Raw genomic sequence first — 24,842 nt, 5'->3', positions numbered from 1 at the left:
TGCCGTAACGTTTTTCGTAGTAAGGGATGAGATCCTTGTAAGTCCAGTCTTGCCGGAAGTCAGTGATCAGAGGAAGCTCATCAATTTTGAATTTTTGGTACTTGGGAGAATGAGAATCATCAAAAGCCCACTGTTTGAGAGGGATGTATCTGCAAATAAAGTTGATTAGCCAGCAGTTTTGGCGATAAAGGTATTGAATAATGTTAAGTAAATAAAGTATAATGTCCATGAGCAATGAAATCCTTTCTGGTATTTTGGAATTTTGGTCGAGGACATTATACCAAAAAAAGGGAGGTCATTGCTCTTTTTATTGCAAACTCCCATAAAATCAAGGTTTAAACAATAAAACAGGTAGTGAAACTTGACACTACCCAAAAAAAATAGGAGGATGGGCATATGAAAGACGGAAAAAAACTGATAATAACCATTGGCAGGCAGTTCGGCAGCGGCGGCAGTGAGATCGGCAGGCAGCTGGCAACGGAATTGGGACTGGGTTTTTACGACAAGAATATCCTCCGCATGGATTCGGATGAAAGCGGTATCAAGGAAAGCTTTTATTACATGACAGATGAAAAGGCGGGGAATAAACTGCTCTACAAGATCATAAAGGGCATGACACCGGAGATCGGATCCCCCTCCCTGGGCTCGGACCTGGTATCAGCGGACAATCTGTTCCGCTTCCAGTCGGAAGTTATCAGGAAGCTGGCGGCAGAGGAGGACTGTGTGTTCATTGGGCGGTGCGCCGATTATGTGCTGGAGGGAACGGAAGGGCTGGTCCGGATGTTCCTTTACGGGGACATGGATTACCGCGTCAGGCGTATAACGGAAAAAGAATATTTTGATCAAAAGGATGTCAAAAAGAACATCAAGAGGATCGACCGGGAACGCCGGGACTATTACCGGTATTATACCGGCCAGGACTGGCAGGATATGGAGAATTATGATGTGATGCTGAATACAGCCGTGCTGGGAACGGAAGGGACGGTCAGGGCGGTCAAGGCGTATCTTAAAATACGGGGATATGAGCTATAGGGTGTCAAACTTTTATGCACAGGACATGCATATAATAAGAAAGGCCATATTATATTTAGGTAATGATAAGAAATTATGAGGTATTACATGGCAACCAATCCAGAACGGACATCCAGTGGAATGCTGCAGATCAATGTAGTCAATATCCAGAACAACTTCCCCATTCAAAATGCCAGGGTGACAATCAGTTATAAGGGAGAGCCTACCAGCGCCATAGAACAGCTTCAGACCAACAGTTCAGGGCAGACAGAGACCGTATCCCTACCCGCCCCTCCGGTGGAACTGAGCCTGGAACCGGGCATTATCCAGCCCTATTCCGAATACAACCTTACAGTGGAGGCGGATGGATTTGATCCCCTTGTGGTGTCGGGTACGGAGATATTGGCTGAATCCACTGCGATCCAGCCTGTGAGCATGACTCCCCAGGGTGAGGGAACTCCTCCCGAAGACCCGATTGTAATTCCGGACCATACGCTGTACGGGGACTATCCGCCCAAGATCGCGGAGGCTGAGATCAAACCCGTGAACGAGAGCGGGGAAATTGTGTTAAGCCGTGTGGTGGTCCCCCAGACCATTGTGGTCCATGACGGGGCGCCCACGGACAGTACGGCCAAGGATTACTACGTACCGTACAGAGACTACATAAAGAACGTGGCCTCCAGTGAAATCTACTCCACCTGGCCCAGGGCCACCATCACGGCCAATGTGCTAGCAATCATGTCCTTTACATTAAACCGTGTGTATACGGAGTGGTACAGGAACCAGGGATATGATTTTACCATCACTTCCTCCACTGCGTTTGACCACAAATGGATCTATGGCAGGAACATATTTGAGAGCATTTCACAGATCGTGGATGAGATCTTTGACAGTTATCTGTCCAGACCCGGAGTGCGCCAGCCCATCCTCACCCAGTACTGTGACGGGCGCCAGGTGCAGTGCCCTAACTGGATGACACAGTGGGGATCCTGCTCATTGGGAGAGCAGGGGTACAGCCCCATTGAGATCCTGCGGCATTTCTACGGCAGCAGTATTTATATCAATACGGCGGAGCAGATTGCAGGGATCCCCGCCTCCTGGCCGGGGAATGACCTGACCATCGGAAGCTCAGGGGATAAGGTAAGGCAGATGCAGGAACAGCTGGATACCATTGCCACGGTTTACACCGCAATTCCCAGGGTGACGCCTGACGGGGTCTACGGGCCAAGGACAGCGGAGGCGGTCAGGGAGTTCCAGTCCATATTCGGCCTGCCCCAGACCGGGGTGGTGGACTTTGCCACCTGGTACAGGATATCGCATATTTATGTGGGAATCACCAGGATCGCGGAACTGGTATAGGGGCGCTCCCAGGATAAAAAGAGGATGAGAACAGCATAAGATCAGATGAGGACCGGGCAGGGCATATGGCATGGATAGAATGCCGTAAGGCCCTGCCTGATCATTTTGCGGGAGATGGGATGGAAATGATTCCTGAAAAACTGTTTGGCATAGACAAAAAAATTTAGCCTTTAAAGCTATTGAATAATAAATCGAAATACAGTATAATCTTTACAATTTGGGCTAAAGTGTGCAGTAAGCATTGTTCAGACACGCTTTGGCGTTATTGCGGCCCAACAGCAAACACATAGGAAAGGACAGGTACCCCCATATGAAAGCATACCTCATACTGGAAGATGGAACTGTATTCACCGGGACAAGTATTGGTTCCCAGCGTGAAGTGATCAGTGAGATCGTGTTTAACACATCTATGACCGGTTATCTGGAAGTGCTGACCGACCCGTCATACGCGGGACAGGCAGTAGTCATGACATATCCCCTGATTGGCAATTATGGAATCTGCCATGAAGACATGGAATCAGCAAAACCCTGGCCGGACGGCTATATTGTAAGAGAATTATCAAGAATCCCCAGCAACTTCCGTAGCGAGGATACCATCCAGAACTTCTTAAAAGAACATGACATTCCCGGTATCAGCGGTATCGATACAAGAGCCCTTACCAAAATTTTAAGAGAAAAAGGCACCATGAACGGTATGATCACCACAAAGGAGTATACCGATCTTAGCGAGCCCACAGAGCGCATGAAGGAATACAGCGTCACCGGTGTTGTTTTGAAAACCTCCACGAAGGAGAAGTATGTGCTTCCGGGACACAGTGAAGCCCCCGGCGGCAGCTTCCCGGGCGCGGGGAAAAAGGTGGCTCTTATGGATTACGGTGCAAAGAAAAACATTGCCCGTTCCTTAAACAGCCTTGGCTGTGAGGTTACCGTATATCCGGCGGATACCCCGGCAGAGGAAGTGCTGGCAGCCTGCCCGGACGGCATCATGCTCAGCAACGGCCCCGGCGATCCCAAGGAGAACACGGCCATTATTGAGGAAATAAAGAAACTTTATGCATCGGATGTTCCGATCTTTGCCATCTGTCTGGGACACCAGCTCATGGCTCTGGCCAACGGAATGGACACCTATAAACTGAAATACGGACACAGGGGCGGAAACCATCCGGTCAAGGACCTGGAGACAGGAAGAGTTTACATTTCTTCCCAGAACCACGGCTATGTGGTCGACATGGAAAAGGTGAACCCGGAGATTGCGGTTCCGGCGTTTGTGAATGTAAATGACGGCACCAATGAGGGGCTGAAATACGTGGGCAAGAACATTTTCACGGTTCAGTACCACCCTGAGGCCTGCCCCGGACCATTGGATTCCGGATACCTGTTTGACCGTTTCCTGAAAATGATGGAGGTGAAAAACTGATGCCAAAGAATCCTGATATTAACAAAGTTCTTGTACTCGGTTCCGGCCCGATCATCATCGGACAGGCCGCCGAATTTGACTATGCGGGTACACAGGCCTGCCGTTCCTTAAAGGAAGAGGGAGTGGAGGTTGTGCTCTTAAACTCCAACCCGGCCACCATTATGACGGACAAGGATATTGCGGACCGGGTTTATATTGAACCACTGACCGTGGAAGTGGTGGAGCAGCTGATCTTAAAGGAAAAGCCGGACAGCGTTCTGCCCACCCTGGGCGGACAGGCGGGGCTTAACCTGGCCATGGAACTGGAGGACGCGGGCTTTTTTAAGAAGCATAATGTGCGCCTGATCGGAACCACGGCGCTGACCATCAAGAAAGCGGAAGACCGCGAGATGTTTAAGGAAACCATGGAGAAGATCGGCGAGCCGGTGGCTCCCTCCGACATTGTGGAGGATGTAAAACGCGGTCTGGAGATCGCGGAGCAGATCGGATATCCGGTGGTGCTCCGTCCCGCCTATACCCTGGGCGGCTCCGGCGGCGGTATTGCCCAGAATCCGGAACAGTGTGCCCAGATTCTGGAAAACGGCCTCCGTCTCTCACGTGTGGGACAGGTTTTGGTGGAGCGCTGCATTGCCGGCTGGAAGGAAATCGAGTATGAGGTGATGCGGGACGGCGCCGGTAACGTGATCACGGTTTGTAATATGGAAAATATCGATCCCGTGGGCGTGCACACCGGCGACAGTATCGTGGTTGCCCCCTCCCAGACACTGGGGGACAAGGAGTACCAGATGCTTCGTACCTCCGCCCTCAACATTATCAGCGAGCTGGGGATCACCGGCGGCTGCAATGTGCAGTACGCCCTGAACCCTGACAGCTTTGAGTACTGCGTGATCGAGGTAAACCCGCGTGTGAGCCGTTCTTCCGCTCTGGCCAGCAAGGCCACCGGATACCCCATTGCCAAGGTGGCGGCCAAGATCGCCCTGGGCTACACCCTGGATGAGATCAAGAACGCGGTTACAAAAAAAACATACGCAAGCTTTGAGCCGATGCTGGACTACTGTGTGGTCAAGATGCCAAGGCTTCCATTTGATAAATTCATCAGCGCCAAGCGCACCCTGGGAACCCAGATGAAGGCCACCGGAGAGGTGATGAGCATCTGCACCAACTTCGAGGGCGGCCTGATGAAAGCCATCCGTTCCCTGGAACAGCATGTGGACTGCCTGTTGTCCTACGATTTCAGCGGATTCACCGACAGTGAGCTTAGGGAGCAGATGGAAAAGGTGGATGACATGAGGATCTGGAGGATTGCGGAAGCGCTGCGCAGAGGCATTTCTTATGAAGAGATCCACGCCATTACCAAGATCGATGTGTGGTTTATCGACAAGCTGGCGATCCTTGTGGAGATGGAAAATGCCCTGAAGGCAGTGGGTGAAGGAAAGTCTGAGCTGACTGCAGAGCTTCTCAAAGAGGCCAAGAGGATCGAGTTCCCTGACAACGTGATCGCAAGGCTGACCGGCATTTCCCAGGAAGAGGTCAAAAAACAGCGCTATGAAAATGACATCCGCGCAGCTTACAAGATGGTTGACACCTGCGCGGCTGAGTTTGCGGCAGAGACGCCGTACTATTATTCCTGTTTTGGAAGCTTCAACGAGGCGGAGAAGACAGAGGGCCGCAAAAAGGTTCTGGTTCTGGGTTCCGGTCCCATCCGCATTGGACAGGGCATTGAGTTTGACTTCTGCTCCGTGCACAGCACCTGGGCTTTCAGCAGGGAAGGCTATGAGACCATTATCGTGAACAATAACCCGGAGACCGTAAGTACGGACTTCGACATTGCGGATAAGCTGTACTTTGAACCGCTGACACCGGAGGATGTGGAGAGCATTGTGGATATAGAGAAACCGGACGGCGCGGTGGTGCAGTTCGGCGGACAGACGGCCATCAAGCTGACGGAGGCTCTGATGAAAATGGGAGTCCCCATTCTTGGCACAGCTGCAAAGGATGTGGACGCTGCGGAGGACAGGGAATTGTTTGACGCCATCCTGGAGCAGTGCAATATCCCCAGACCGGCAGGCCGCACCGTATTCACGGCGGAGGAGGCCAAAGCGGCGGCCCATGAGCTGGGTTATCCCGTGCTGGTGCGCCCGTCCTATGTGCTGGGCGGACAGGGTATGCAGATCGCCATCAGCGATGAGGACATTGATGAGTTTATCGGCATCATCAACATGATCGCGCAGGAGCATCCGATCCTGGTGGATAAATACATCATGGGCAAGGAAATCGAGGTGGACGCCATCTGTGACGGCACCGACATCCTGATCCCAGGCATTATGGAGCATATTGAGCGCACGGGAATCCATTCCGGTGACAGTATTTCCGTGTATCCGGCCATGGATATCACACAGCACAATATCGACACCATTGTGGATTACACCGAAAAGCTGGCAAGGGCGCTCCACGTAAAGGGCATGATCAACATCCAGTTTATTGTGGACGGGGATAATGTGTATATTATCGAGGTGAATCCACGTTCCTCACGTACGGTTCCCTATATCAGCAAGGTAACGGGGATCCCCATCGTGCCCCTGGCAACCCAGATCATCTGCGGCCACACCATCCGGGAGCTGGGCTATAAGCCGGGACTTCAGCCCGCGGCTGACTATATTGCCATCAAGATGCCCGTATTCTCATTTGAGAAGATCCGGGGCGCGGATATCAGCCTTGGACCTGAGATGAAGTCCACGGGCGAGTGCCTGGGCATTGCGAAGACATTTAACGAGGCCCTGTACAAGGCATTTGAGGGAGCGGGCATCCGCCTTCCCAAGTACAAAAAGATGATTATGACCATCCGCCACAGCGATCAGGAGGAGGCGGTGGATATTGCCCGCAGGTTTGCGGCAGTGGGTTACCAGATCTTTGCCACCAGGGGAACCGCAAGAACCCTGAATAGGAACGGTGTCAAGGCTTATGAGATCCGCAAGCTGGAGCAGGAGTCACCCAATATCCTGGACCTGGTCCTGGGCCATCAGATCGACCTGATCATCGATATCCCGGCGCAGGGAGCGGAGCGAAGCCACGATGGCTTCATCATCCGCCGCAATGCCATTGAGACAGGGGTTAACGTGCTGACATCCCTGGATACGGCAGCCGCACTGGTTACCAGTTTGGAGAACCGGGCAAGGGAGCTTACGCTGATCGATATTGCCATGGTAAAGAACGCATAGGAATGATCAAAAGCCATATCCGGCAATGGGCCGGGTGTGGCTTTTGTGTATTCTGTGTTACGGAAAAATAACGGTCTTGCTTTTGATGAATTTTCACATTAGAATAGAATTATTGGAAAAATTCTGACAAAGGGGGCGGGGGCTTTGGGATGGTGGTCGCTTAAAAAAGAATTGTTTACATATTTTTTTATCACTTCAACGGTCATCCTGATTTTTCTGGGGATCATCCTTTACTCGGTCATGGACAGGACCATCTATGAAAGGGTCCAAAAGGACCAGAAATTGTTTTTGGAAAACCAGCTGCAGTTGGTGGACTCCAATCTTTCACTGCTGGAAAACCTGATCCTCAAGGTTTCAAATGACAGCAATCTGCAGGCTATGATGCAGGTTCCAAAATCCCAGGCCGACACCTTCAGCGAGTCCAGTTCACGCTTTTACATGACTCTGGAAAATTATATGCAGCCCATAGAAAAGTACATCAGCGTCCTGCATATCGAGGGGAATAACGGCCTGAAGGTGAGAAAGGGATTTGAATCATATCTGATTGATAAAGAGGACTATGAGGGTACGGAGTGGTACCGGAAGAGCATGGATACCACAGGGGCCATCTGTTGGTGGGAGATGCAGAAAAATTTCACCAGGATCCCCCATGTGTGGGTGGCTGCGCCCACGGAATATATTGTGCCCATTTATAAAAAAATCTGCCGTTCCGATGATATGGAGATACTGGGGGATATGGTGGTGTTCATTAGCCCCAGCTTGTTTTTCGGGGAGGAATACCATCCTTTTTCAGACTCCGACACACACAGCTACCTGGTGGATGCCTCCGGACAGATCGTGTACTCGGATGATGAGGATTTTATCAACAGGGACAGCGGCACTACCATGAATCTCCTGGATATGGAGCCCATTGAGCTGGAGCGGTCTAATGCCAGGCAGACCAGGATCCAGTCCATGAACGGGAGACTGGTGGTGTACAGGAAGTCATCCGCCTCCAACCTCTGGCTGGTGCGTGTGATCCAGCTGGAGAATGTGGTGCGGCAGGAAAGCCATTTCCTCTATGTGACAGCGGCATTGATTATAGGACTGATCCTTTTGTCCTTTGTGCTGTCTCTTAAATTTTCCAACAGCTTCACCAGGCCCATTGAGGAAGTGATCGTAAAGATCAACCACATTGCCCAGGGGGATTTTAACTACAGCCATTCCATTGGTCCGGGAGGAAAGAAGTTTGAATTGCTGTACCAGAACCTCTATAAAATGGAGCAGGATATCCAGTCCATGATGGAGGAGAACCGGAGAAAGGAAAAGGAGAAACGAAAGCTGGAGATCTCCATGCTGCAGATGCAGATCAATCCGCATTTTCTCTATAATACATTAAGCTCCATCAAGTGGATGGCGGTATTTCAGGGAGCCAGGGGGATCGAATCCATGGTAAATTCCCTGGGGATCATACTGGAGGCATCCTACAGCCGGGTGGATGAATTTGTACGGCTTAAGGAGGAGCTTGAGATTCTGGGCCATTATTTCACCATACAGAAGATCCGGTACCAGGACAAGATCAGCCTGGAAACCAGATGCGGGGACCAGGGGCTTTTGCAGTGTTATGTGCCCAGGTTTATCCTGCAGCCCATTGTGGAAAATGCCATCTTCCACGGCATTGCCCCAAAGGAGGAGCCGGGGGAGATACGGCTTACCATTGACAGGGACAGCCGGGGGATCGTCATTTCCGTATGGGATAATGGGGTGGGGATGGACCAGGACATTCTTGACAGGATACTAAAGGAAAACGAAGTGGGTAAGCGGGGGCGGATCGGGGTTTCCAATGTCCACTCCAGGATCACGCTGATCTACGGCGCGGAATACGGGGTGGAAATAGAAAGCCGGAGGAAACATTTTACAGCGGTCAGGCTGCATATTCCGGAGGAGTACGAGGAGAGGGGACACACAGATGAAGGTACTGGTGGTAGATGATGAGATGATAATCCGGGTGGGAATCCAGTCCATACTGGAGCGATCAGGGGGGATATACACCTATGCCGGAAGTGCCGGGAGCGGTAAGGCGGCCCTGAAGGAGATGGAAAAGGAAATGCCGGACATTGTGGTCACGGACATCAAGATGCCTGAGATGGACGGCATCCAGCTGATAAAGGAGATAAAAAGAAGGAAAATGCCTGTGGGGATCATTGTCCTCAGCAGCTACAGTGAGTTTGAACTGGTCAGGGAGGCCATGAAGCAGGGGGCCTCGGATTATGTGCTGAAACTCTCCATGACAGAGGAATCCCTCATGGGAGCCTTGGATGAAGCTGCAAAGAGCATTGCAAAGGAAAAGAAAAGCCGGGAGAAATCGAGGCCTGTAAAGCTGCTTTTATCAGACTATCTGTCCCAGACAGGGGAAATGCAGGAGGATGACGCACTTTGGAAGGTGGGGGGAGGAGACTGCCTGGTCACGTGTGTGTGCCTGAAATATGTGCAGGAAGGAAAGGAAGAACTGTCAGGGGAGGCGGTGGAGCATGTTGTGGAGAACCTGTTCAATGAAGTGTTTACCACATGGTGCATCAAGCTGGACGATATGGCATACGGCATTGTGGTTTTCTCCAACAACAGGACTTTGGATGAGTTTCAGCGGATGCTGCGTCAAATGTGCGGCAGGTGCAGGACCGTGCTCCATGACATACTGAATATAAATGCCTGTATGTATATGGGGACCATGGAGAACCACCCCAACGGACTCCGCAGGGCCCTGCAGCATGCTCTGGAACAAGAGGGGCATGGTCCGGCGGATGAACATGAGGACAAAAGACAGGCCGGCGACCAGTGGTCCCGGGTATACCAGGTTTTCAGAAATACAAGGAAGAGGGAGTATGCAGACCAGTATCCCCCGGCAGTGCGCCGGTCTCTGGAATATATGAATCAATATTATAACCGGGATTTGACGCTGAATGAGATTTCAGATTTGGTAAATCTCAATCCTTCCTATTTCAGCTTTCTGTTTAACACGGCCCTGACCATTACTTTTTCCAATTATCTCATGTGCCTGAGGATCCACCACTCAAAGAAGTTTCTGAAAGAGACCAATCTGAAGATCTTTGAGATCGCGGAAATGGTGGGATACCGGAACAGCTATTATTTTAACCGGATCTTCAAGCGGATTACAGGAGTAACGCCAATGGAATACAGAAAGGGATAAACAGGCATGATGCCCACAGCGGACAAGGGCGCATCCGCCTCCTTGTCCGCTGCGGGTAAAATAAAGATAGTACTAAATACAAAAAAAGTACTATCTTTATTTTTGTGCACATTGAAATGATATTAGGAATACAAAATCAGTTTATTGTAATAATTACACAGAATGCTATACTTAGTCATATCAAAAAGCTAACATAACATCAAAGAGAGGGAGGTTACATTCTATGAGGAAGAGACTTGCACTGCTGCTGGCGGGAAGTATGCTTACAGGACTTCTTGGGGGATGCGCAGGCAGCAGCCAGAAGCCACCGGCCACAGGCGCGGGAACGGAAACAGTGGCGCCTGCATCAGGAGGACAGGAGACAAACGCCGGACAGGAGACAAAGGGCCCGCAGGAGGAGACAAAGGAACAGGCAGGCGCAGATCCGGGGAAGGTACAGGACGCAGACGGACAGAAGGTGATGGATGAACTGTATGCCCAGATTGCGGACAAACAGATAGAGCTGGAGCTTTGGACCGGCCCGGACTGGAAAGGGGTATATGATTCATCTGTGGAAGGCGGAGATTACCTTGACTTTTTTAACTTTGTAAAATCAGAGTTTGAGGCTAAATACCCCAACATCAAAGTCAATCCCATCCTCATTGACGGTTCCCAGAGAGCGGAGAAGCTGGCCATCGCCATACAGTCGGGCACCCTGCCCAATATGTACTACGAATCGGATTTTGCCCTCAGTGATTATGTCCATGAAGGCCTTATGGTCCCTCTGGATGATATTGTTACAGAGGAGGACAGGGCGGACATACCCAAATCTGTCTGGGACAGCCTGGAACTGGGGGGAAAGACGTATATTTTCCCATTCAGCGCAGAGGTGGGGATGATGGGGATCAATGTGAGCCTGTTTAAGGAAGCAGGGGCTGAGAGCTATCTTCCCAAGGGAGACATAGGCGTGTGGACTCCGGAGGAATTTAAATCCGCCCTGGAAGCGGTAAAAGGGCTGGACAACTGTTATCCCTTTGCTGTGTTTGCCAACAGCCAGCAGGGTGACTCCTTTACCAACATGCTGCTGCGCATGTATGGAGGGAAATTTGTCAATGACCAGGGCACGGAATTTACCATTAATGATGAAAAAGGCGTTAAGGCCCTGGATCTGATCGTGGAGATGAAGAACGAGGGACTGCTGGCCCCGGGAGGGGAGACGCTGAGCCACGGGGATGTCTACCAGATGTTCCTGAACAAGAACCTGGCCGTGGTCACCTTAAACAACCTGACTTACAATAACCTGGTTGCAGGCCTTAAAAACGGATCCATTGAAGAACCTTTTGAATTCAAATGGGCCTACTATCCCAATGAGCCGGGGGAGACGGATCCCTACTGCCTTTCTTATGTAAAGGGAGGGGCCATATTTAACACAGGGGATGAGGCGGAAACCATTGCCTCCAAGCTGTTTGTCCGGTTTTTCTGCTCCGAACCTTATACAGAGGCATCCAAGGTGCTGATCCCTGTCCGCCAGTCAAAACTGCAGGAGCTTAAGGACGGGAACCAGGATATCCATATTGTAGAGGCATCGGAGGCTCTGGGTCATATGGTTTCCATCACAGGCAGGGTGCCGGGATATGTATCAGCGCGTTCCTATTATTTCCCCGAGATCCAGGCAGTCCTAACAGGTCAGAAGACTCCCAAGGAAGCGCTGGACCAGTTTGTGAAGTCCGCCAATGAAGCGATTTCCAAGGCAGCCAAGCGTTCCGTCATACTGAATCCTTGAGAAAAGTTGTGGGCAGGGACTTTTCCCTGCCCTTTTTATGCCAAAACGCAGTCGGCAGGACTGCTCAGACACCAGGAAAGGGTTGTTCACAATGACTCAGAGAAATATCAGGATATTAAAGGAAAATGCAGTGGCATACATGTTCATCACACCACAGCTGCTGTTCTTTGGATTGTTTTTGGTCTATCCGGTGATAGAGGGATTCCGCCTCAGCATGTTTGACGTTTCTTTTTTTGATGAAACATTCTGCGGCCTGGACAATTACAGATCCCTGTTTACAGATCCGATCTTTTACAAGGCCGTGGGAAACACGCTGGTCATGGTCCTGTGGACCACTGTTATAACCGTGGGGGCTGGTTTTTTTATATCCTCGTCCGTATTTGATAAAAGGGCGGGTTACATCACTTTTATAAGGGGGAGCTATTATATCCCCACGATCATCTCAATGGTGGTATATGGTACCATTTGGAAATGGATGTTGAACCCCTCCTTTGGAATCGTATATTACATACTTGGCAAATTCGGGATCCATGACCTAAACCTGCTGGGGGACTACAGATACGTTCTCTATGTGCTGATCCTGCTGATCTGCGTAATGAATGTAGGGCAGGCAATTGTCTTGTATGTGGCCGCCATGCAGGGGATCGATACAACGCTAATGGAATCGGCCAGGATCGATGGCGCCTCCAGGGTGGATATCCTTAAATCCATTGTGTATCCCTTGGTGAAACCTACCACACTTTATCTGGTGGTCATCAACATCATAGGGGTGATGAAGGTCTTTGTCATTGTCAATGTCATGACCAGCGGCGGGCCGAACTACGCCTCCTCCTCCCTTATGTACCTGTGTTACACCGAGGCGTTTAAATCATTTAACCAGGGCAGGGCATCTGCCATTGGAGTGGTGATGTTTCTTGTCACGTTCATGATCTCGCTGGTACCGTTTAAGCTGTTTCGGAGAAAGGGGTAGGTTAAGATGAAAGAGAGAAAGGGTTCCTTTGATTTTATCAGCAACTGCCTGATCGTGGCTGGGGCGGTCATCAGTTATTTTCCCCTGTACTGGCTTTTAAGCAGTTCCTTTAAGTACTCCCATGCGATCAATAACATGGTACCGGAGTGGTTTCCCAAACATCCCACACTGCAGAACTATGTAAATCTGTTCTCCAACAGCAATACGCTGCGCTGGCTGTTTAACTCGGTATTCATATCAACGGTCACCACGGCGCTGATCGTTCTGACCAGCGTGCTGGCTGCCTATGCCTTTGCTAAAATGCAGTTTAAGGGAAAGAAGGTCCTGTTTATGCTGTTCATTGCCACCCTGATGCTGCCCAAGGAGGTGTATATCATCCCTCTTTTTAAGGTGACCCAGAAGCTGGGGATCAGCGGCGGTTACGCGGGGGCCATTCTGCCCAATGTGGCCCTGTCCTTTGGGATCTTTTTGCTGGAGCAGCATTTTGAGTCCATTCCGGATGCCCTGAGGGAGGCGGCCAGGATGGATGGGGCATCGGAGTGGTACATATTCAGCGGAATTTACGTTCCCCTGATAAAGGCCGGGATCGCGGCCCTTATTATCCTGATGTTTATCCAGGTGTGGAACGATTACCTGTGGCAGCTGATCCAGCTGACCAAAGACGAACTAAAGACCATTCAGCTGGGGGTGGCGTCCACCCAGAATGAGCAGAACCCGGATTCGGGCCTTACCATGGCGGGGGCTGTATATGCAGCATTGCCCCTGTGCATCATGTTTTTAATGTTCCAAAATTATTTTACCCAGGGCATTACAATGGGCGCAGTTAAAGAATAGCGTGAAAGGAAGAAGAAAATGAACATCTTAAAAGAAAAACTGAAAAACCATGAACCGCTGGCAGGGGCGCATGTGATCCTCACAGACCCATGCATATCTGAGATCGTCAGCAATCTGGATTATGATTTTATCTGGATCGATACGGAACATTCGGCCATTGACTACAGGACCCTGGAGATGCACCTTATGGCAGTGCGGGCCGGGGGGACACCGGCTGTTGTCAGAGTACCCTGGAACGATCCCATACTTGTAAAGCGCGTTTTGGAGCAGGGGCCGGATGGAATCGTATTCCCTGTGATCAACACGGCTGAGGAGGCCAGACAAGCCATGGAAAGCTGTCTTTATCCTCCGGAGGGAAAGCGGGGCTTTGGTCCCATCAGGGCTGTCAAATACGGTTTGGAGGACATGGACGGGTACATACGCACAGGCCATAAGGAGTTGTGCAGGCTGATACAGATAGAGAGCAAGGAAGGAGTAAGGAATCTGGATGAGATTTTGTGCAACCCATATATAGACGGGGTGATCATTGGAGCCTGCGATCTGTCCGGCTCCATTGGGATCCTGAACCAGGTGTTTGATGAACGGAATTTAAAGCTCATTGATGAAGCGGTGCAGACGGCTGGGAGGCATCAGGTACCTATTGGGATATCCACCGGCTCCACTGATCCGGAAACACTGAAATTCTGGTATGACAGGGGACTGACCATCTTGTCCTCTGGAATGGATTATTCCTATATCCTTTCCGGGGCAAGGCAGACTCTGGATACGATCAGAACCGTGTTCGGCAGCTCCCCTTGTGCATGAATAGTGGAAAATGTGCACAAAGACAGCCACCCCCGCATGGGGCATATTGAATGAAAATAAAATGATCGTCAAAAAACGCCTGACATCGACCTGGTTTTAGTGTTACAATAAATATTATAAAATTAGGGAAGCAGGCGGTAAAAATATGTTTGAAAAAGGCCAGTATATCATTTACGGCATCAGAGGGGTCTGTGAGGTCATGGATATCACAACCATAGACAGGCCTGGCGGACCACAGGGCAAGCTCTATTATGTTCTCAGGCCCTATTATCATCAGGATTCCAAGATCGTCACCCCGGTGGATTCGGACAAGACCGTGATCAGGCCGCTCCTTACCCGGGAAGAGGCCCTTGAATTGATCGACAGGATCCAGGATGTGCAGGAGATGGAAGTGACGGAAGACAAGCAGAGGGAAGAACGGTATAAGGAGGCATTAAAAACCTGTGACTGCCGTGTATGGGTCAGTATGATAAAGGCATTATACCTGCGCAGAAAGGACAGGATCGAACAGGGAAAGAAGATGACGGACCTGGACGAGCGGTATTTTAAGACAGCGGAAGAAAATCTGTATTCAGAACTGGCCCTGTCCCTGGGAATGTCCCGGGATGAGATGGTGGACTATATTAAGGGGCGTGTGCTGGCGGAGACGCCGGCAGTAGGGTAAAGAAAATAGGGCGCAGCCAGGCTCCCTTCCGGTAAACAGTTGAGATCGTCAAACTGTTTACATGGAAGGGAGCTGTTTTTATGTGGGGAAATAGAGGAATTTTAGACAAGTCTTTGATATACTCATGTTCATAAAAAGCTGAAAGGAGAAAAAATAAAGATGAGGATAAAGAAGATTGCCCTATTGTGTACGACAGGTGCGCTGTTGATGAATGCAGTTCCCTGTTATGCCGCTTCCCAGACCATGGTATCGGTTTCCAGCTCTGCCAACAACTACGCTCAGATACCGGATGCCGAAACTCTCAAAAAGGATGTTGGTTTTGAACCAAAGGTGCCGGAGATGCTTGCCGGAGGATTCAAGTTTTCATCCGGGACCATAACAGAAACATATGATGGTGATGTAAGCAGCTCTGCTGCCAATAAGAGGATGGGGATCAGCTTCAAATATACGTCAGATAAGGATACCGCAAAAACAGTTTCCTTTTCTGCAGAACCATACGATGGCCAGTCTGTAAAGGAAAATGCATCGGTTTCAACATACGGTGATATAGAACTGTATTACAGCACGCAATACGCTAATTATCTGGGCTGGTTCCAGAATGATATTTATTACAGTCTGATGGATGTCAACCGGGGGATTACAAAGGATGAGATGACTGCCATGGCAAAGGAGATCATTAATATGGGGACAGATGCTGTGAATGAAAAATAATCTCAAGAGCGTAAAAAACTGCTAACCGGAGTCTTCACAGTTAGCAGTTTTTTAATATCCGCAGATCCTATCCGCCGAAATTATTCAATGACGGTTCCGCCATTTCCCTTCAAGCTTTCCTTGGCTTTGTCCAGGGTGGTGATGATGGCCTTGCGGCCCTTTCCGCTTTCCAGGAAATCCACGGATGCAGCTATCTTGGGCAGCATGGATGCAAATTCAAATTGTCCCTGGCTGATGTAATCCTTGGCCTGATCAATAGTCATGCGGTTGATGGGCTGTTCGTCCTTTGTCCCGTAATTCAGGGTTACGTTCTCAACACTGGTGAGGATCATCATCACATCGGCGTCCACCTCTTTTGCCAGAAGACCGGTGGCCAGGTCCTTCTCAATGATAGCGCTGGCGCCTCTTAAGTTATAGCCCTGTTCCATCACAGGGATGCCGCCGCCTCCGCAGGCGATCACAAGCTGGTCGGCGTCCAGCAGGGCCTTGATGGCATCGATCTCCACAATAGCGATGGGATGAGGGGAAGCCACGATCCTTCTGAACCCGCCTTCCACTTCCTTTACATGGTTGCCCTTTGCCTCTTCCTCCTCAGCTTCCTTTGCTGTCATCACACGGCCGATCACCTTCACAGGAGTATAGAAAGCCTCGTCATAGGGATCCACGGTGACCTGGGTCAGGACCGTACTGACTGGTTTATAGATTCCGCGTTTGATCAGCTCAGCCCGGATGCCGTTTTGCAGGTCATAGCCCACATAGCCCTGGCTCATGGCGGAGCAGACCGACATAGGGGCCTTGCTGTATCCATCGTGCTGTTTTCCGAATTCATTCATGGCAGTGTGGATCATGCCTACCTGAGGGGCGTTGCTGTGCACGATGGCTACCTGCCATCCCTCCTGTATAAAATCAGCAATGACCTTGGCAGTTCTGGCCACAGCCGCCTTCTGCTCCGGAAGATTGGTTCCCAAATCTTTGTGGCCAATGGCCATTACAATGCGTTTTTTTGCCATAATCCATACCTCGCTTGTCTTTATTTCAATCCACATCGGATTCGGATCAAAGAGAATCCGCACAGTAGATATACTGCTTTGAATGTGTTGTATAAATAAGATTATTATAGGGGAAATTGGGAAAAAATGCAATGAAAAGAGATAAAATATAGTGGCAAATCCCATACAGTCATGCTATACTGTCAGCAGAATGAAAACAGGAAGACAGGCGGTTATGAAGGATGGAAGAGAGCTGCTGCCCCAGGGATGGCAGCTGCGCATAGCATTAATAACAGCTGCTGCCGTGGCTGGGAACCTGCTGGTAAGGGTCATTCCGTGGCCGGAGAGCAGCCTGGCTGCTTACGAGGCAGCCATGGAACCGGCATCCCTCCATGGAATCCGGTTTCTCGCATCCACGCTGTTAGCCGCGCCCCTGGCAGAGGAACTTATATTCCGCGCGCTTCTTTACGGCTGGCTCAGAGGTTATATGGGATTTTGGTCTTCCTCCCTTATTTCAGCCCTGGCGTTTGGGCTGTATCACGGAAACTGGATCCAGGGCATTTACGCGTTCACGATCGGAATGATATTGGCATGGGGGTATGAGACCAGCATTTATAGGAAATACCTTATGGCAGTGCTCATGCACGGGGCAGCGAACCTGGCGTCCCTGGTGGTGTTTGGGCTGTGATGGAGAGGACATGCCCTCATCCGTCCGGGAGGACATGCACTGTACATGCTACGTGCAGTACAGGCAGGTGTCTGCGGTGAAGACATGGAATGCCCATAACGGGCAAGGAACAGGAGGAGAAAAAGTGAAATTATTATCCGTAGCAATACCCTGCTATAATTCGGAACGTTATATGGAACATTGTATCCAGACCCTGCTTACCGGCGGGGACGAGGTGGAGATCATCATTGTGGATGACGGGTCCGCCAAGGACAGGACAGCAGAGATTGCAGACGAATATGCACAGAGATATCCCGATATCTGCCGCGCGGTCCACCAGGAAAATGGCGGACACGGAGAAGCGGTGAATACAGGTCTTAAGAATGCCAGGGGTATTTTCTTTAAAGTGGTGGACAGTGACGATTGGGTAAATGAGGAGGCGTTCCGGAGTGTTCTGGAAACACTGCGCCGTTTTGTGTACGGCAAGGATACCCTGGACATGCTGGTCACCAATTTTGTGTATGAAAAGCAGGGAGCAAGGCGGAAAAAGGTGATGAAGTATCACACTGCCTTTCCAAAGGATAAGGTGTTTGGATGGAATGAGGTCAAGTTTTTTATGACAGGTCAATATATCCTGATGCATTCCGTGATCTACCGGACAGGACTTTTGCGCCAGTGCGGTCTGGAACTGCCCAAGCATACATTTTATGTGGACAATATTTTTGTATACCAGCCATTGCCCCATGTGAAGAATATCTATTATCTGGATGTGAACTTTTACCGTTATTTTATCGGCAGGGAGGACCAGTCGGTGAATGAGGCTGTGATGATCGGACGCATTGACCAGCAGCTGCTGGTCACAAAGCTGATGCTGGGATATTATGACGTGATGAAGATCAGCAGCAGGAAGCTGCGCCATTATATGATACAGTACCTGGAGATCATGATGACGGTTTCATCTGTCCTTGCCATCAAGTCCGGCACGGAGGAAAACCTGGAAAAGAAAAAGGAACTGTGGCAGTATCTGAAGAAACTGAACCTGCCCCTGTACCTGCGCTTACGGCTGGGATTCCTGGGACAGGGATGCAATCTCCCGGGAAAGGGCGGCAGGGAGCTCCTGATCCTGGGGTATAAGATCACACAGAAGTTTTATGGATTTAACTGAGTGTCCTGAACAGTTACTATTATGAAATTAAAACGGCGTCCCCTGGGGGACGCCATTTATTATAGTTATGCCCTGAGCCGTTAACCAAGGGCTTTTTCCCTGACCTTCTTGCTTTCAGCAGACCAGTTGTATCCATAGACAATGCCGTAGATCACATAGGCCATGATAGCTGCTCCGATCATATCAATGACGGAATGCTGTTTCAGGAAGACTGTGGACAGACAGATGGAAACCATCAGTATGCCGGAACATGCCCTTATCCATGGGCGTTTTCTGAGGGACTCACTTTTCATGATAGCTATGTGGGTACCGATGGAATTATAAACGTGGATGCTGGGAAACACATTGGTGGGTGTATCGGTCCTGTAAAGAGCGGCCACCATGGTGGTGAATATGTTCTTGCCCGGTTCCAGTACCGGTCTGAAGTCTGTACCATTACGGAAAAAGGTGCAGATGATCAGGCTGATGGTCATGCCGGAAAACAGGAAAATGCAGATCCTGTAATAGTCCTCCCTGTTGGTGAACAGGAAATAGAGAATGGTCCCTGCCACGTATAAAAACCACATCATATAGGGAACAATAAAATATTCGTTAAATGGGATGAAATCATCCAGTGCCACGTGCATAACGTGGTAGTTGCGGGTAACAGTCTTTTCCAGGTAACAAAACCATGGGATATAGATAAATGCATAGGATAAAACCCACATGTGCCTGTACTTGTAAAGAAATGCTTTTATACCTTTCATAATACCAGCCTCTTTCTCAATAAGGAAGGATAAATTTGACACAAATGTAAAGAAAGTGTTAAATTTATGTTAGCGTTCTGAGATTATAGCACACTTAAAATCGAAAAACAAGGGGGTTCCCAAAAAGTTAATAAAGCTTTAGAAAGCATTATAATATATGACGAAAAACAACTTTTATTTTTAATTTTTATGTGCTATATTTAAAACATGAAATAAATTTACACAGAATGGACGGAATGTGATATGGGAGAGACACGGAGTGCGCTGGGGGTTATCTGCTCCTCCTATGACGGATTTTTTGAGGCTGAGAAAAAGATAGCAGATTATATGATGGAGCACAAGGCAGAGGTGGTGGATATGACGGTGGGGGAACTGGCCAGGGCCAGCGGCACCAGTGATGCCACTGTGTCACGTTTTTGCAGAAGATGCGGGTTTAAGGGGTTTCACAGCCTGAAGCTGGCTCTGGCCAGGGAGGTGCTGGAGGAAGAGCGGGGGGATGTAAATGTGTCCAATGAAATAAACAGGGACAAACTTTCCCAGTCCCTGCAGAATATCCTTGCCAATAAAGTGGCTGAACTGACCGAGACCGTGAATATGATGGATGTGACCCAGCTGGAGCAGATTCTTGACAAGCTGGAGCATGCCCGCATGGTGCAGCTGGCCGCGGTGGGCAATACCATTCCCGTTGCACTGGACGGGGCATTTAAGCTGAACCAGCTGGGGATCGCGGCTGTGGCCGGGGATATCTGGGAGGCACAGGCGGCCTATGCCTTTAATCTGGGGCCCCGGGATGTGGTGCTGGTCATTTCTAATTCCGGTTCTTCCAAGCGGCTTCAGGCCCTGGCGGAAGGGGCAAAGGAAAATGGGTGTACCCTGATCCTTATTACAAACAACAGCAGTTCTCCCCTGGCTGAGATCTGTGATCATAAGATCGTCACAGCCACCAGAGAGAAGCTGCTCACCGAGGAATTCTGGTTTTCAAGAGTGACGGCAACCGCTGTGATGGAGATCCTGTATCTTTTGCTGCTGTCAAGTAAAAAGGATGCCGTGGAACATATACGGCGCCATGAAAAGGCTATATCACCGGACAAACGATGATTTGGGGATTATTGTAAATATACAAACGAAAAACTGAACATAATATACAAAAAACAGGCGGCTTTTTACATAAACAGGCAGCCTGTTTGTGCATTGTGTAGAAATATTATAAGAAATATAATTTCTTATAAATAACTATTGACGAAAATGTAATATCGTATTATGATTAAGACAACAAAGAAATATATTTTCATGAATAGAGAGGTAAGTGATATATGATTTACACAGTAACATTCAATCCAGCACTGGACTATGTGGTAACCGTAAATCATTTCACACTGGGAAGCGTCAACCGGACGGTCAGGGAAAACATCTTTTATGGTGGAAAAGGCATCAACGTTTCGGCGCTGCTGGCAAATCTGGGGTATGAAAGTACGGCTCTGGGGTTTGTGGCAGGATTCACAGGAGAGGAAATTGAGAGGGGAGTAAAGGCGCTGGGATTCGGGTCTGACTTTATTAAGGTAGAAAATGGAATGTCCCGGATTAACCTGAAGCTGAAATCCGATGAGGAAAGTGAGATCAACGGCATGGGGCCGCAGATCACCCCGGATGATGTGAGGAAACTTTTTGAAAAATTGGGCAGACTGACTAAGGGGGATGTGCTGGTGCTTTCCGGAAGCATACCGGCAGCCATTGATGACACGATCTATGAGCGTATCATGGAACGCCTGGACGGCAGAGGGATCAGGATCGTTGTGGATGCGGAAAAGGACCTGCTGCTTAATGTCTTAAAGTATCATCCGTTTTTGATCAAGCCCAATAACCATGAGCTGGGGCAGATGTTTGGGACAGAACTGTCCACAGATGAGGAGATTGTGGAGTATGCGGGAAAGCTTCAGGACATGGGAGCGGTGAACGTGCTGGTGTCCATGGCAAAGGACGGAGCCATCCTGGTATCTGAGGACGGCCAGGTGCATAAACAGGCTGTTGCAAAGGGCACGGTAAAAAATTCCGTGGGCGCAGGGGATTCCATGGTGGCCGGATTCATCGCCGGATATCTGGACACCGGAGATTACCGGCATGCGCTGAAACTGGGGACCGCCTGCGGAGGCGCCACTGCGTTTTCCGATGGGATCGGGACAAAAGACCTTATTATGAAGTTGTTTGAAACACTTTGATGAAGCAGGAGGGGCGATCTTTTATGCGTATAACTGAATTATTAAAAACAGAAAGTATTGAATTGGATGTAAAGGTGTCTTCCAAGGAGGAGGCCATTGACCGGCTGGTATCCCTGATGGATGCGGGCGGACGGCTGAAGGACAAGGCCGGTTATAAAGAAGGGATCCTTGCAAGGGAAGGATTGGGAAGCACGGCGATCGGTGAAGGGATTGCCATTCCCCATGCCAAGGTGGAAGCGGTGGGGACGCCGGGACTGGCAGCCATGGTGGTGCCTGAAGGGGTGGACTACGATGCATTTGACGGCTCGCTGGCCCATCTGCTGTTTATGATCGCGGCTCCGGCAGAGGGAGCGGATGTCCACCTGGAAGCATTGTCACGTCTGTCCACGCTGCTGATGAATCCGGGATTCAAGGAAGGACTCATTGCTGCAAAGTCCAAGGAAGAGTTCTTACAGATCATTGATGAAGCAGAGGTGGCTCGATTTGGCGCCCCGGAGGGAGCGGAGGCGTCAGAGGGCGGAAAGAAGGGTACAGAAGAGTCTGGGGGTGTGAAGGACGGAGCATCAGAAGGTGCAAATGCGGGAGCGCCTGCAAGCGGAAATGCCGGCAGCGTCAAGGCGGAAATAAAGGGCTACCGGGTGCTGGCGGTCACAGCCTGCCCCACAGGGATCGCCCATACCTATATGGCCGCGGAAAACCTGGAGAACACAGGTAAAAAGCTGGGGATTCCTTTAAAGGCTGAGACGGACGGTTCCGGCGGCGCCCAGAACGTACTCACCAGGGAAGAGATCGCCGGGGCGGATGCCATTATCATTGCAGCGGATAAGAACGTGGAAATGGCGCGGTTTGACGGCAAGCCGGTTATCATGGTTCCTGTGGCGGACGGTATCCACAAGGCGGAGGATCTGGTTAAGCGGGCTGTAAGCGGCACTGTACCGGTGTATCACCATACCGGGGCAGCGGGCAGTACGGGAATAGAGGACGGCAATGACAGCCTGGGGCGTACTGTTTATAAGCACCTGATGAATGGCGTGTCCCATATGCTTCCCTTTGTGATCGGAGGCGGTATCCTGATCGCCCTGGCGTTCCTCTTTGACGATTATTCCATTGATCCGTCAAACTTTGGCAAGAATACGCCTCTGGCAGCATATCTAAAGACCATTGGAGAGCAGGCATTCGGCATGATGCTGCCGATCCTGGCCGGATTTATCTCTATGAGCATTGCCGACCGCCCAGGTCTGGCTGTGGGCCTTGTGGCTGGCATGATCGCAAAGATGGGGTCCACCTTTGCCAATCCCGCAGGCGGTGATGTGAACGCAGGTTTCCTCGGCGCCCTGTTTGCGGGTTTTGTAGGCGGCTATATTGTGGTAGGGTTGAGAAAGCTTTTCTCCAGGCTGCCCAAATCGCTGGAGGGTATTAAGCCCGTGCTCTTATATCCCGTGATCGGCATTTTCCTGGCAGCTGTGGTCACCACGTTTATCAATCCATATATGGGCATGATCAATGACGGGCTGACCAGGTTCCTTGGCGGTATGGGCGGAGCCAGCAGGATCGTGCTGGGTATGGTACTGGGTGGAATGATGTCCATTGACATGGGCGGCCCGTTTAACAAAGCGGCGTATGTATTCGGGACAGCGCAGCTGGCTGAGGGAAACTTTGAGGTCATGGCAGCCGTTATGGCGGGCGGAATGGTTCCACCCATTGCCATTGCGCTGTGTACCACATTTTTTAAGAAGAAGTTCACGGATAAAGAACGCCAGTCCGGTATTGTGAACTATGTCATGGGACTGTCCTTTATCACAGAGGGTGCAATCCCCTTTGCGGCACAGGATCCGCTGAGGGTAATCCCTTCCTGTATCATCGGGTCTGCCCTGGCAGGCGGTCTTTCCATGGCCTTTGGCTGTACGCTGCGGGCGCCCCACGGAGGTATCTTCGTACTGCCCACCATTGGAAATCCATTTATGTATCTGGCAGCCGTTGTCGTGGGAGCGGCCGTGGGCTGTGTGATCCTGGGATTCCTTAAGAAGAATGCACGGCAATGATGAATGAAACAGGTACCGGGTGCTTATAAGGGGAGTATTTGGTATAATAAAAAAGATGTACACAGACAGCAGAGCGGTTTAGGCCGCTCTGTTATTTTTAAATTGCATTTAGCTATCATATTTTAGCGGTTCATTGACAGGTTGGATAAATGTTGGTAATATTATGGTAAAGTTAATATGATTTAAATAAGGAGCAGTATGAAGATAAAAAGGATTGAACAAGAGGAAGCATATATCCAGAAAGCACAGAATGCTACGATTGAAGAGTTGTGTGAAAAATTTGGAGTGTCTAAAAATACAATACGCAGGGATCTGATAGAGTTAGAGAAGAAGGGGAGCATTGTAAAGAATTACGGGGGTGTTTCCAGTACGATCCAGAACTATGATGTTGGAATGCTTCCGTTTAATACGCGGGGACACCTGATGCTGGAGGAAAAGAAAAGAATTGCAGAAAGAGCGGCAGAATTTATAAATGACGGAGATTATATTTTTGTGGATTCCGGTTCTACGGTGTGTAATCTGGTGGATTACATAAAGAATCTCAACGTCACAGTGCTGACAAATAATCTGGATTTTATTATAAGAGCCCTGCAATATCCTAATATTCAGATTATCACATTTTCAGGTATCCTGAACAGGGACTACTACTCCTTTACAAGTATTGATGAGAGGAGCGCGGAAATACTTTCAAGCTATAATTTTACCAAGGCATTCATGGCAGCAACCGGCGTAACTGTACAATATGGTGTTATGAATTCCCTTCTTTCTGATAATGAATTAAAGGTAACTGCAGTTAACCGTGCCCAGGAGGTATATTTGCTGGTTGATCATACTAAATTTGGAAAGGTGACCATAAAATCCTATGGATCCCTGGAACAGATTGACACCATTATTACAAACCAGCCTCCGTCTGATGAGATGATGGAGAGTATCCGGCAATGCGGCTGTGAAATTATTGTTGTTTAGTGAAATTAATATGATGCAAATCATATCCATGGACTGGTATAATTTACCAATTCATGGATTTTTTTGTATAACCAAAATATAACCATAATAAAACCATAAAACAATCAAAATAAA

20 protein-coding genes and 1 pseudogene are annotated in these 24,842 nt (G+C 49.6%); 18 read left to right on the top strand and 3 right to left on the bottom strand.

The genetic code is table 11. The features are described from left to right. Positions 1-229, bottom strand: a pseudogene (locus HMPREF9469_RS33880) (transposase); the annotation flags it as partial. A gap of 167 nt (positions 230-396) precedes the next feature. Between HMPREF9469_RS33880 and HMPREF9469_RS22405 the strand changes: the two are divergent. The 12 genes from HMPREF9469_RS22405 to HMPREF9469_RS22350 all read left to right on the top strand — a co-directional run bounded on the left by HMPREF9469_RS22405 (position 397) and on the right by HMPREF9469_RS22350 (position 15,937). Further along, positions 397-1,032, top strand: a complete 636-nt coding sequence (locus tag HMPREF9469_RS22405) for a cytidylate kinase-like family protein (protein WP_007867205.1) — start codon at positions 397-399, stop codon at positions 1,030-1,032. 87 nt (positions 1,033-1,119) lie between these two features. Next, positions 1,120-2,370, top strand: a complete 1,251-nt coding sequence (locus tag HMPREF9469_RS22400) for a peptidoglycan-binding protein (RefSeq protein ID WP_007867203.1) — start codon at positions 1,120-1,122, stop codon at positions 2,368-2,370. Positions 2,371-2,680: 310 nt separating this feature from the next. After that, complete coding sequence (locus HMPREF9469_RS22395; RefSeq protein ID WP_007867201.1) at positions 2,681-3,787, top strand: carbamoyl phosphate synthase small subunit; 1,107 nt, start codon at positions 2,681-2,683, stop codon at positions 3,785-3,787. Then, positions 3,787-7,005 carry a carbamoyl-phosphate synthase large subunit gene (gene carB / locus HMPREF9469_RS22390; RefSeq protein WP_007867200.1) on the top strand — a complete coding sequence of 1,073 codons (3,219 nt, stop codon included), beginning with the start codon at positions 3,787-3,789 and terminating at the stop codon, positions 7,003-7,005. The genes HMPREF9469_RS22395 and carB overlap by 1 nt, the downstream gene beginning before the upstream one ends. A gap of 144 nt (positions 7,006-7,149) precedes the next feature. Continuing rightward, the gene (locus HMPREF9469_RS22385; protein WP_007867197.1) at positions 7,150-8,976 is read left to right on the top strand and encodes a cache domain-containing sensor histidine kinase; all 1,827 of its coding nucleotides are present in this window, start codon (positions 7,150-7,152) and stop codon (positions 8,974-8,976) included. Continuing rightward, positions 8,954-10,192, top strand: a complete 1,239-nt coding sequence (locus HMPREF9469_RS22380; protein ID WP_007867196.1) for a response regulator transcription factor — start codon at positions 8,954-8,956, stop codon at positions 10,190-10,192. The genes HMPREF9469_RS22385 and HMPREF9469_RS22380 overlap by 23 nt, the downstream gene beginning before the upstream one ends. Positions 10,193-10,415: 223 nt before the next feature. Next, a complete protein-coding gene (locus HMPREF9469_RS22375) occupies positions 10,416-11,954 on the top strand; it encodes an ABC transporter substrate-binding protein (protein ID WP_007867194.1) in 1,539 nt (512 codons plus the stop codon). Between the two features lie 91 nt (positions 11,955-12,045). Further along, the gene (locus HMPREF9469_RS22370; RefSeq protein WP_007867190.1) at positions 12,046-12,924 is read left to right on the top strand and encodes a carbohydrate ABC transporter permease; all 879 of its coding nucleotides are present in this window, start codon (positions 12,046-12,048) and stop codon (positions 12,922-12,924) included. 6 nt (positions 12,925-12,930) lie between these two features. Further along, entirely contained in the window at positions 12,931-13,758 is an 828-nt protein-coding gene (locus HMPREF9469_RS22365; RefSeq protein WP_007867177.1) for a carbohydrate ABC transporter permease, read from the top strand. A gap of 18 nt (positions 13,759-13,776) precedes the next feature. After that, on the top strand, positions 13,777-14,562 hold the full coding sequence (locus HMPREF9469_RS22360; RefSeq protein ID WP_007867174.1) for an HpcH/HpaI aldolase family protein: 786 nt from the start codon (positions 13,777-13,779) through the stop codon (positions 14,560-14,562). A gap of 145 nt (positions 14,563-14,707) precedes the next feature. Next, entirely contained in the window at positions 14,708-15,226 is a 519-nt protein-coding gene (locus tag HMPREF9469_RS22355; RefSeq protein WP_007867171.1) for a CarD family transcriptional regulator, read from the top strand. Between the two features lie 159 nt (positions 15,227-15,385). Further along, complete coding sequence (locus HMPREF9469_RS22350) at positions 15,386-15,937, top strand: DUF4367 domain-containing protein (RefSeq protein WP_007867169.1); 552 nt, start codon at positions 15,386-15,388, stop codon at positions 15,935-15,937. Positions 15,938-16,017: 80 nt separating this feature from the next. Here HMPREF9469_RS22350 and arcC read toward each other — a convergent pair whose 3' ends face one another. Further along, positions 16,018-16,947 carry a carbamate kinase gene (arcC, locus tag HMPREF9469_RS22345; protein WP_007867166.1) on the bottom strand — a complete coding sequence of 310 codons (930 nt, stop codon included), beginning with the start codon at positions 16,945-16,947 and terminating at the stop codon, positions 16,018-16,020. Positions 16,948-17,161: 214 nt separating this feature from the next. Here arcC and HMPREF9469_RS22340 point away from each other — a divergent pair, with 214 nt between their 5' ends. Together HMPREF9469_RS22340 and HMPREF9469_RS22335 are read left to right on the top strand one after the other, a co-directional pair. Beyond that, positions 17,162-17,614: a CPBP family intramembrane glutamic endopeptidase gene (locus HMPREF9469_RS22340; RefSeq protein WP_007867164.1), complete on the top strand. Its 453-nt coding sequence runs from the start codon at positions 17,162-17,164 to the stop codon at positions 17,612-17,614. Positions 17,615-17,738: 124 nt separating this feature from the next. After that, on the top strand, positions 17,739-18,758 hold the full coding sequence (locus HMPREF9469_RS22335) for a glycosyltransferase family 2 protein (RefSeq protein ID WP_040417148.1): 1,020 nt from the start codon (positions 17,739-17,741) through the stop codon (positions 18,756-18,758). 80 nt (positions 18,759-18,838) lie between these two features. On the opposite strand, the gene HMPREF9469_RS22330 is transcribed toward HMPREF9469_RS22335, so the two are convergent. Next, positions 18,839-19,504 (bottom strand): phosphatase PAP2 family protein, encoded by a 666-nt coding sequence (locus HMPREF9469_RS22330; RefSeq protein ID WP_007867160.1) that lies wholly within the window; start codon positions 19,502-19,504, stop codon positions 18,839-18,841. 243 nt (positions 19,505-19,747) lie between these two features. Between HMPREF9469_RS22330 and HMPREF9469_RS22325 the strand changes: the two genes are divergently transcribed. The 4 genes from HMPREF9469_RS22325 to HMPREF9469_RS22310 all read left to right on the top strand — a co-directional run bounded on the left by HMPREF9469_RS22325 (position 19,748) and on the right by HMPREF9469_RS22310 (position 24,728). Beyond that, positions 19,748-20,602 carry a MurR/RpiR family transcriptional regulator gene (locus HMPREF9469_RS22325; protein WP_007867158.1) on the top strand — a complete coding sequence of 285 codons (855 nt, stop codon included), beginning with the start codon at positions 19,748-19,750 and terminating at the stop codon, positions 20,600-20,602. A gap of 215 nt (positions 20,603-20,817) precedes the next feature. Next, entirely contained in the window at positions 20,818-21,720 is a 903-nt protein-coding gene (pfkB, locus tag HMPREF9469_RS22320; RefSeq protein WP_007867156.1) for a 1-phosphofructokinase, read from the top strand. 23 nt (positions 21,721-21,743) lie between these two features. Beyond that, the gene (locus HMPREF9469_RS22315) at positions 21,744-23,762 is read left to right on the top strand and encodes a PTS fructose transporter subunit IIABC (protein WP_007867155.1); all 2,019 of its coding nucleotides are present in this window, start codon (positions 21,744-21,746) and stop codon (positions 23,760-23,762) included. A gap of 198 nt (positions 23,763-23,960) precedes the next feature. Then, the gene (locus tag HMPREF9469_RS22310; RefSeq protein WP_007867153.1) at positions 23,961-24,728 is read left to right on the top strand and encodes a DeoR/GlpR family DNA-binding transcription regulator; all 768 of its coding nucleotides are present in this window, start codon (positions 23,961-23,963) and stop codon (positions 24,726-24,728) included. Positions 24,729-24,842 lie beyond the last annotated feature (114 nt).

This window comes from [Clostridium] citroniae WAL-17108 (assembly GCF_000233455.1).
Taxonomy (GTDB): Bacteria; Bacillota; Clostridia; order Lachnospirales; family Lachnospiraceae; genus Enterocloster; species Enterocloster citroniae.
The sequence above is the reverse complement of the archived record's forward strand: the minus strand, read 5'-3'. Positions and strand labels throughout refer to the sequence as shown.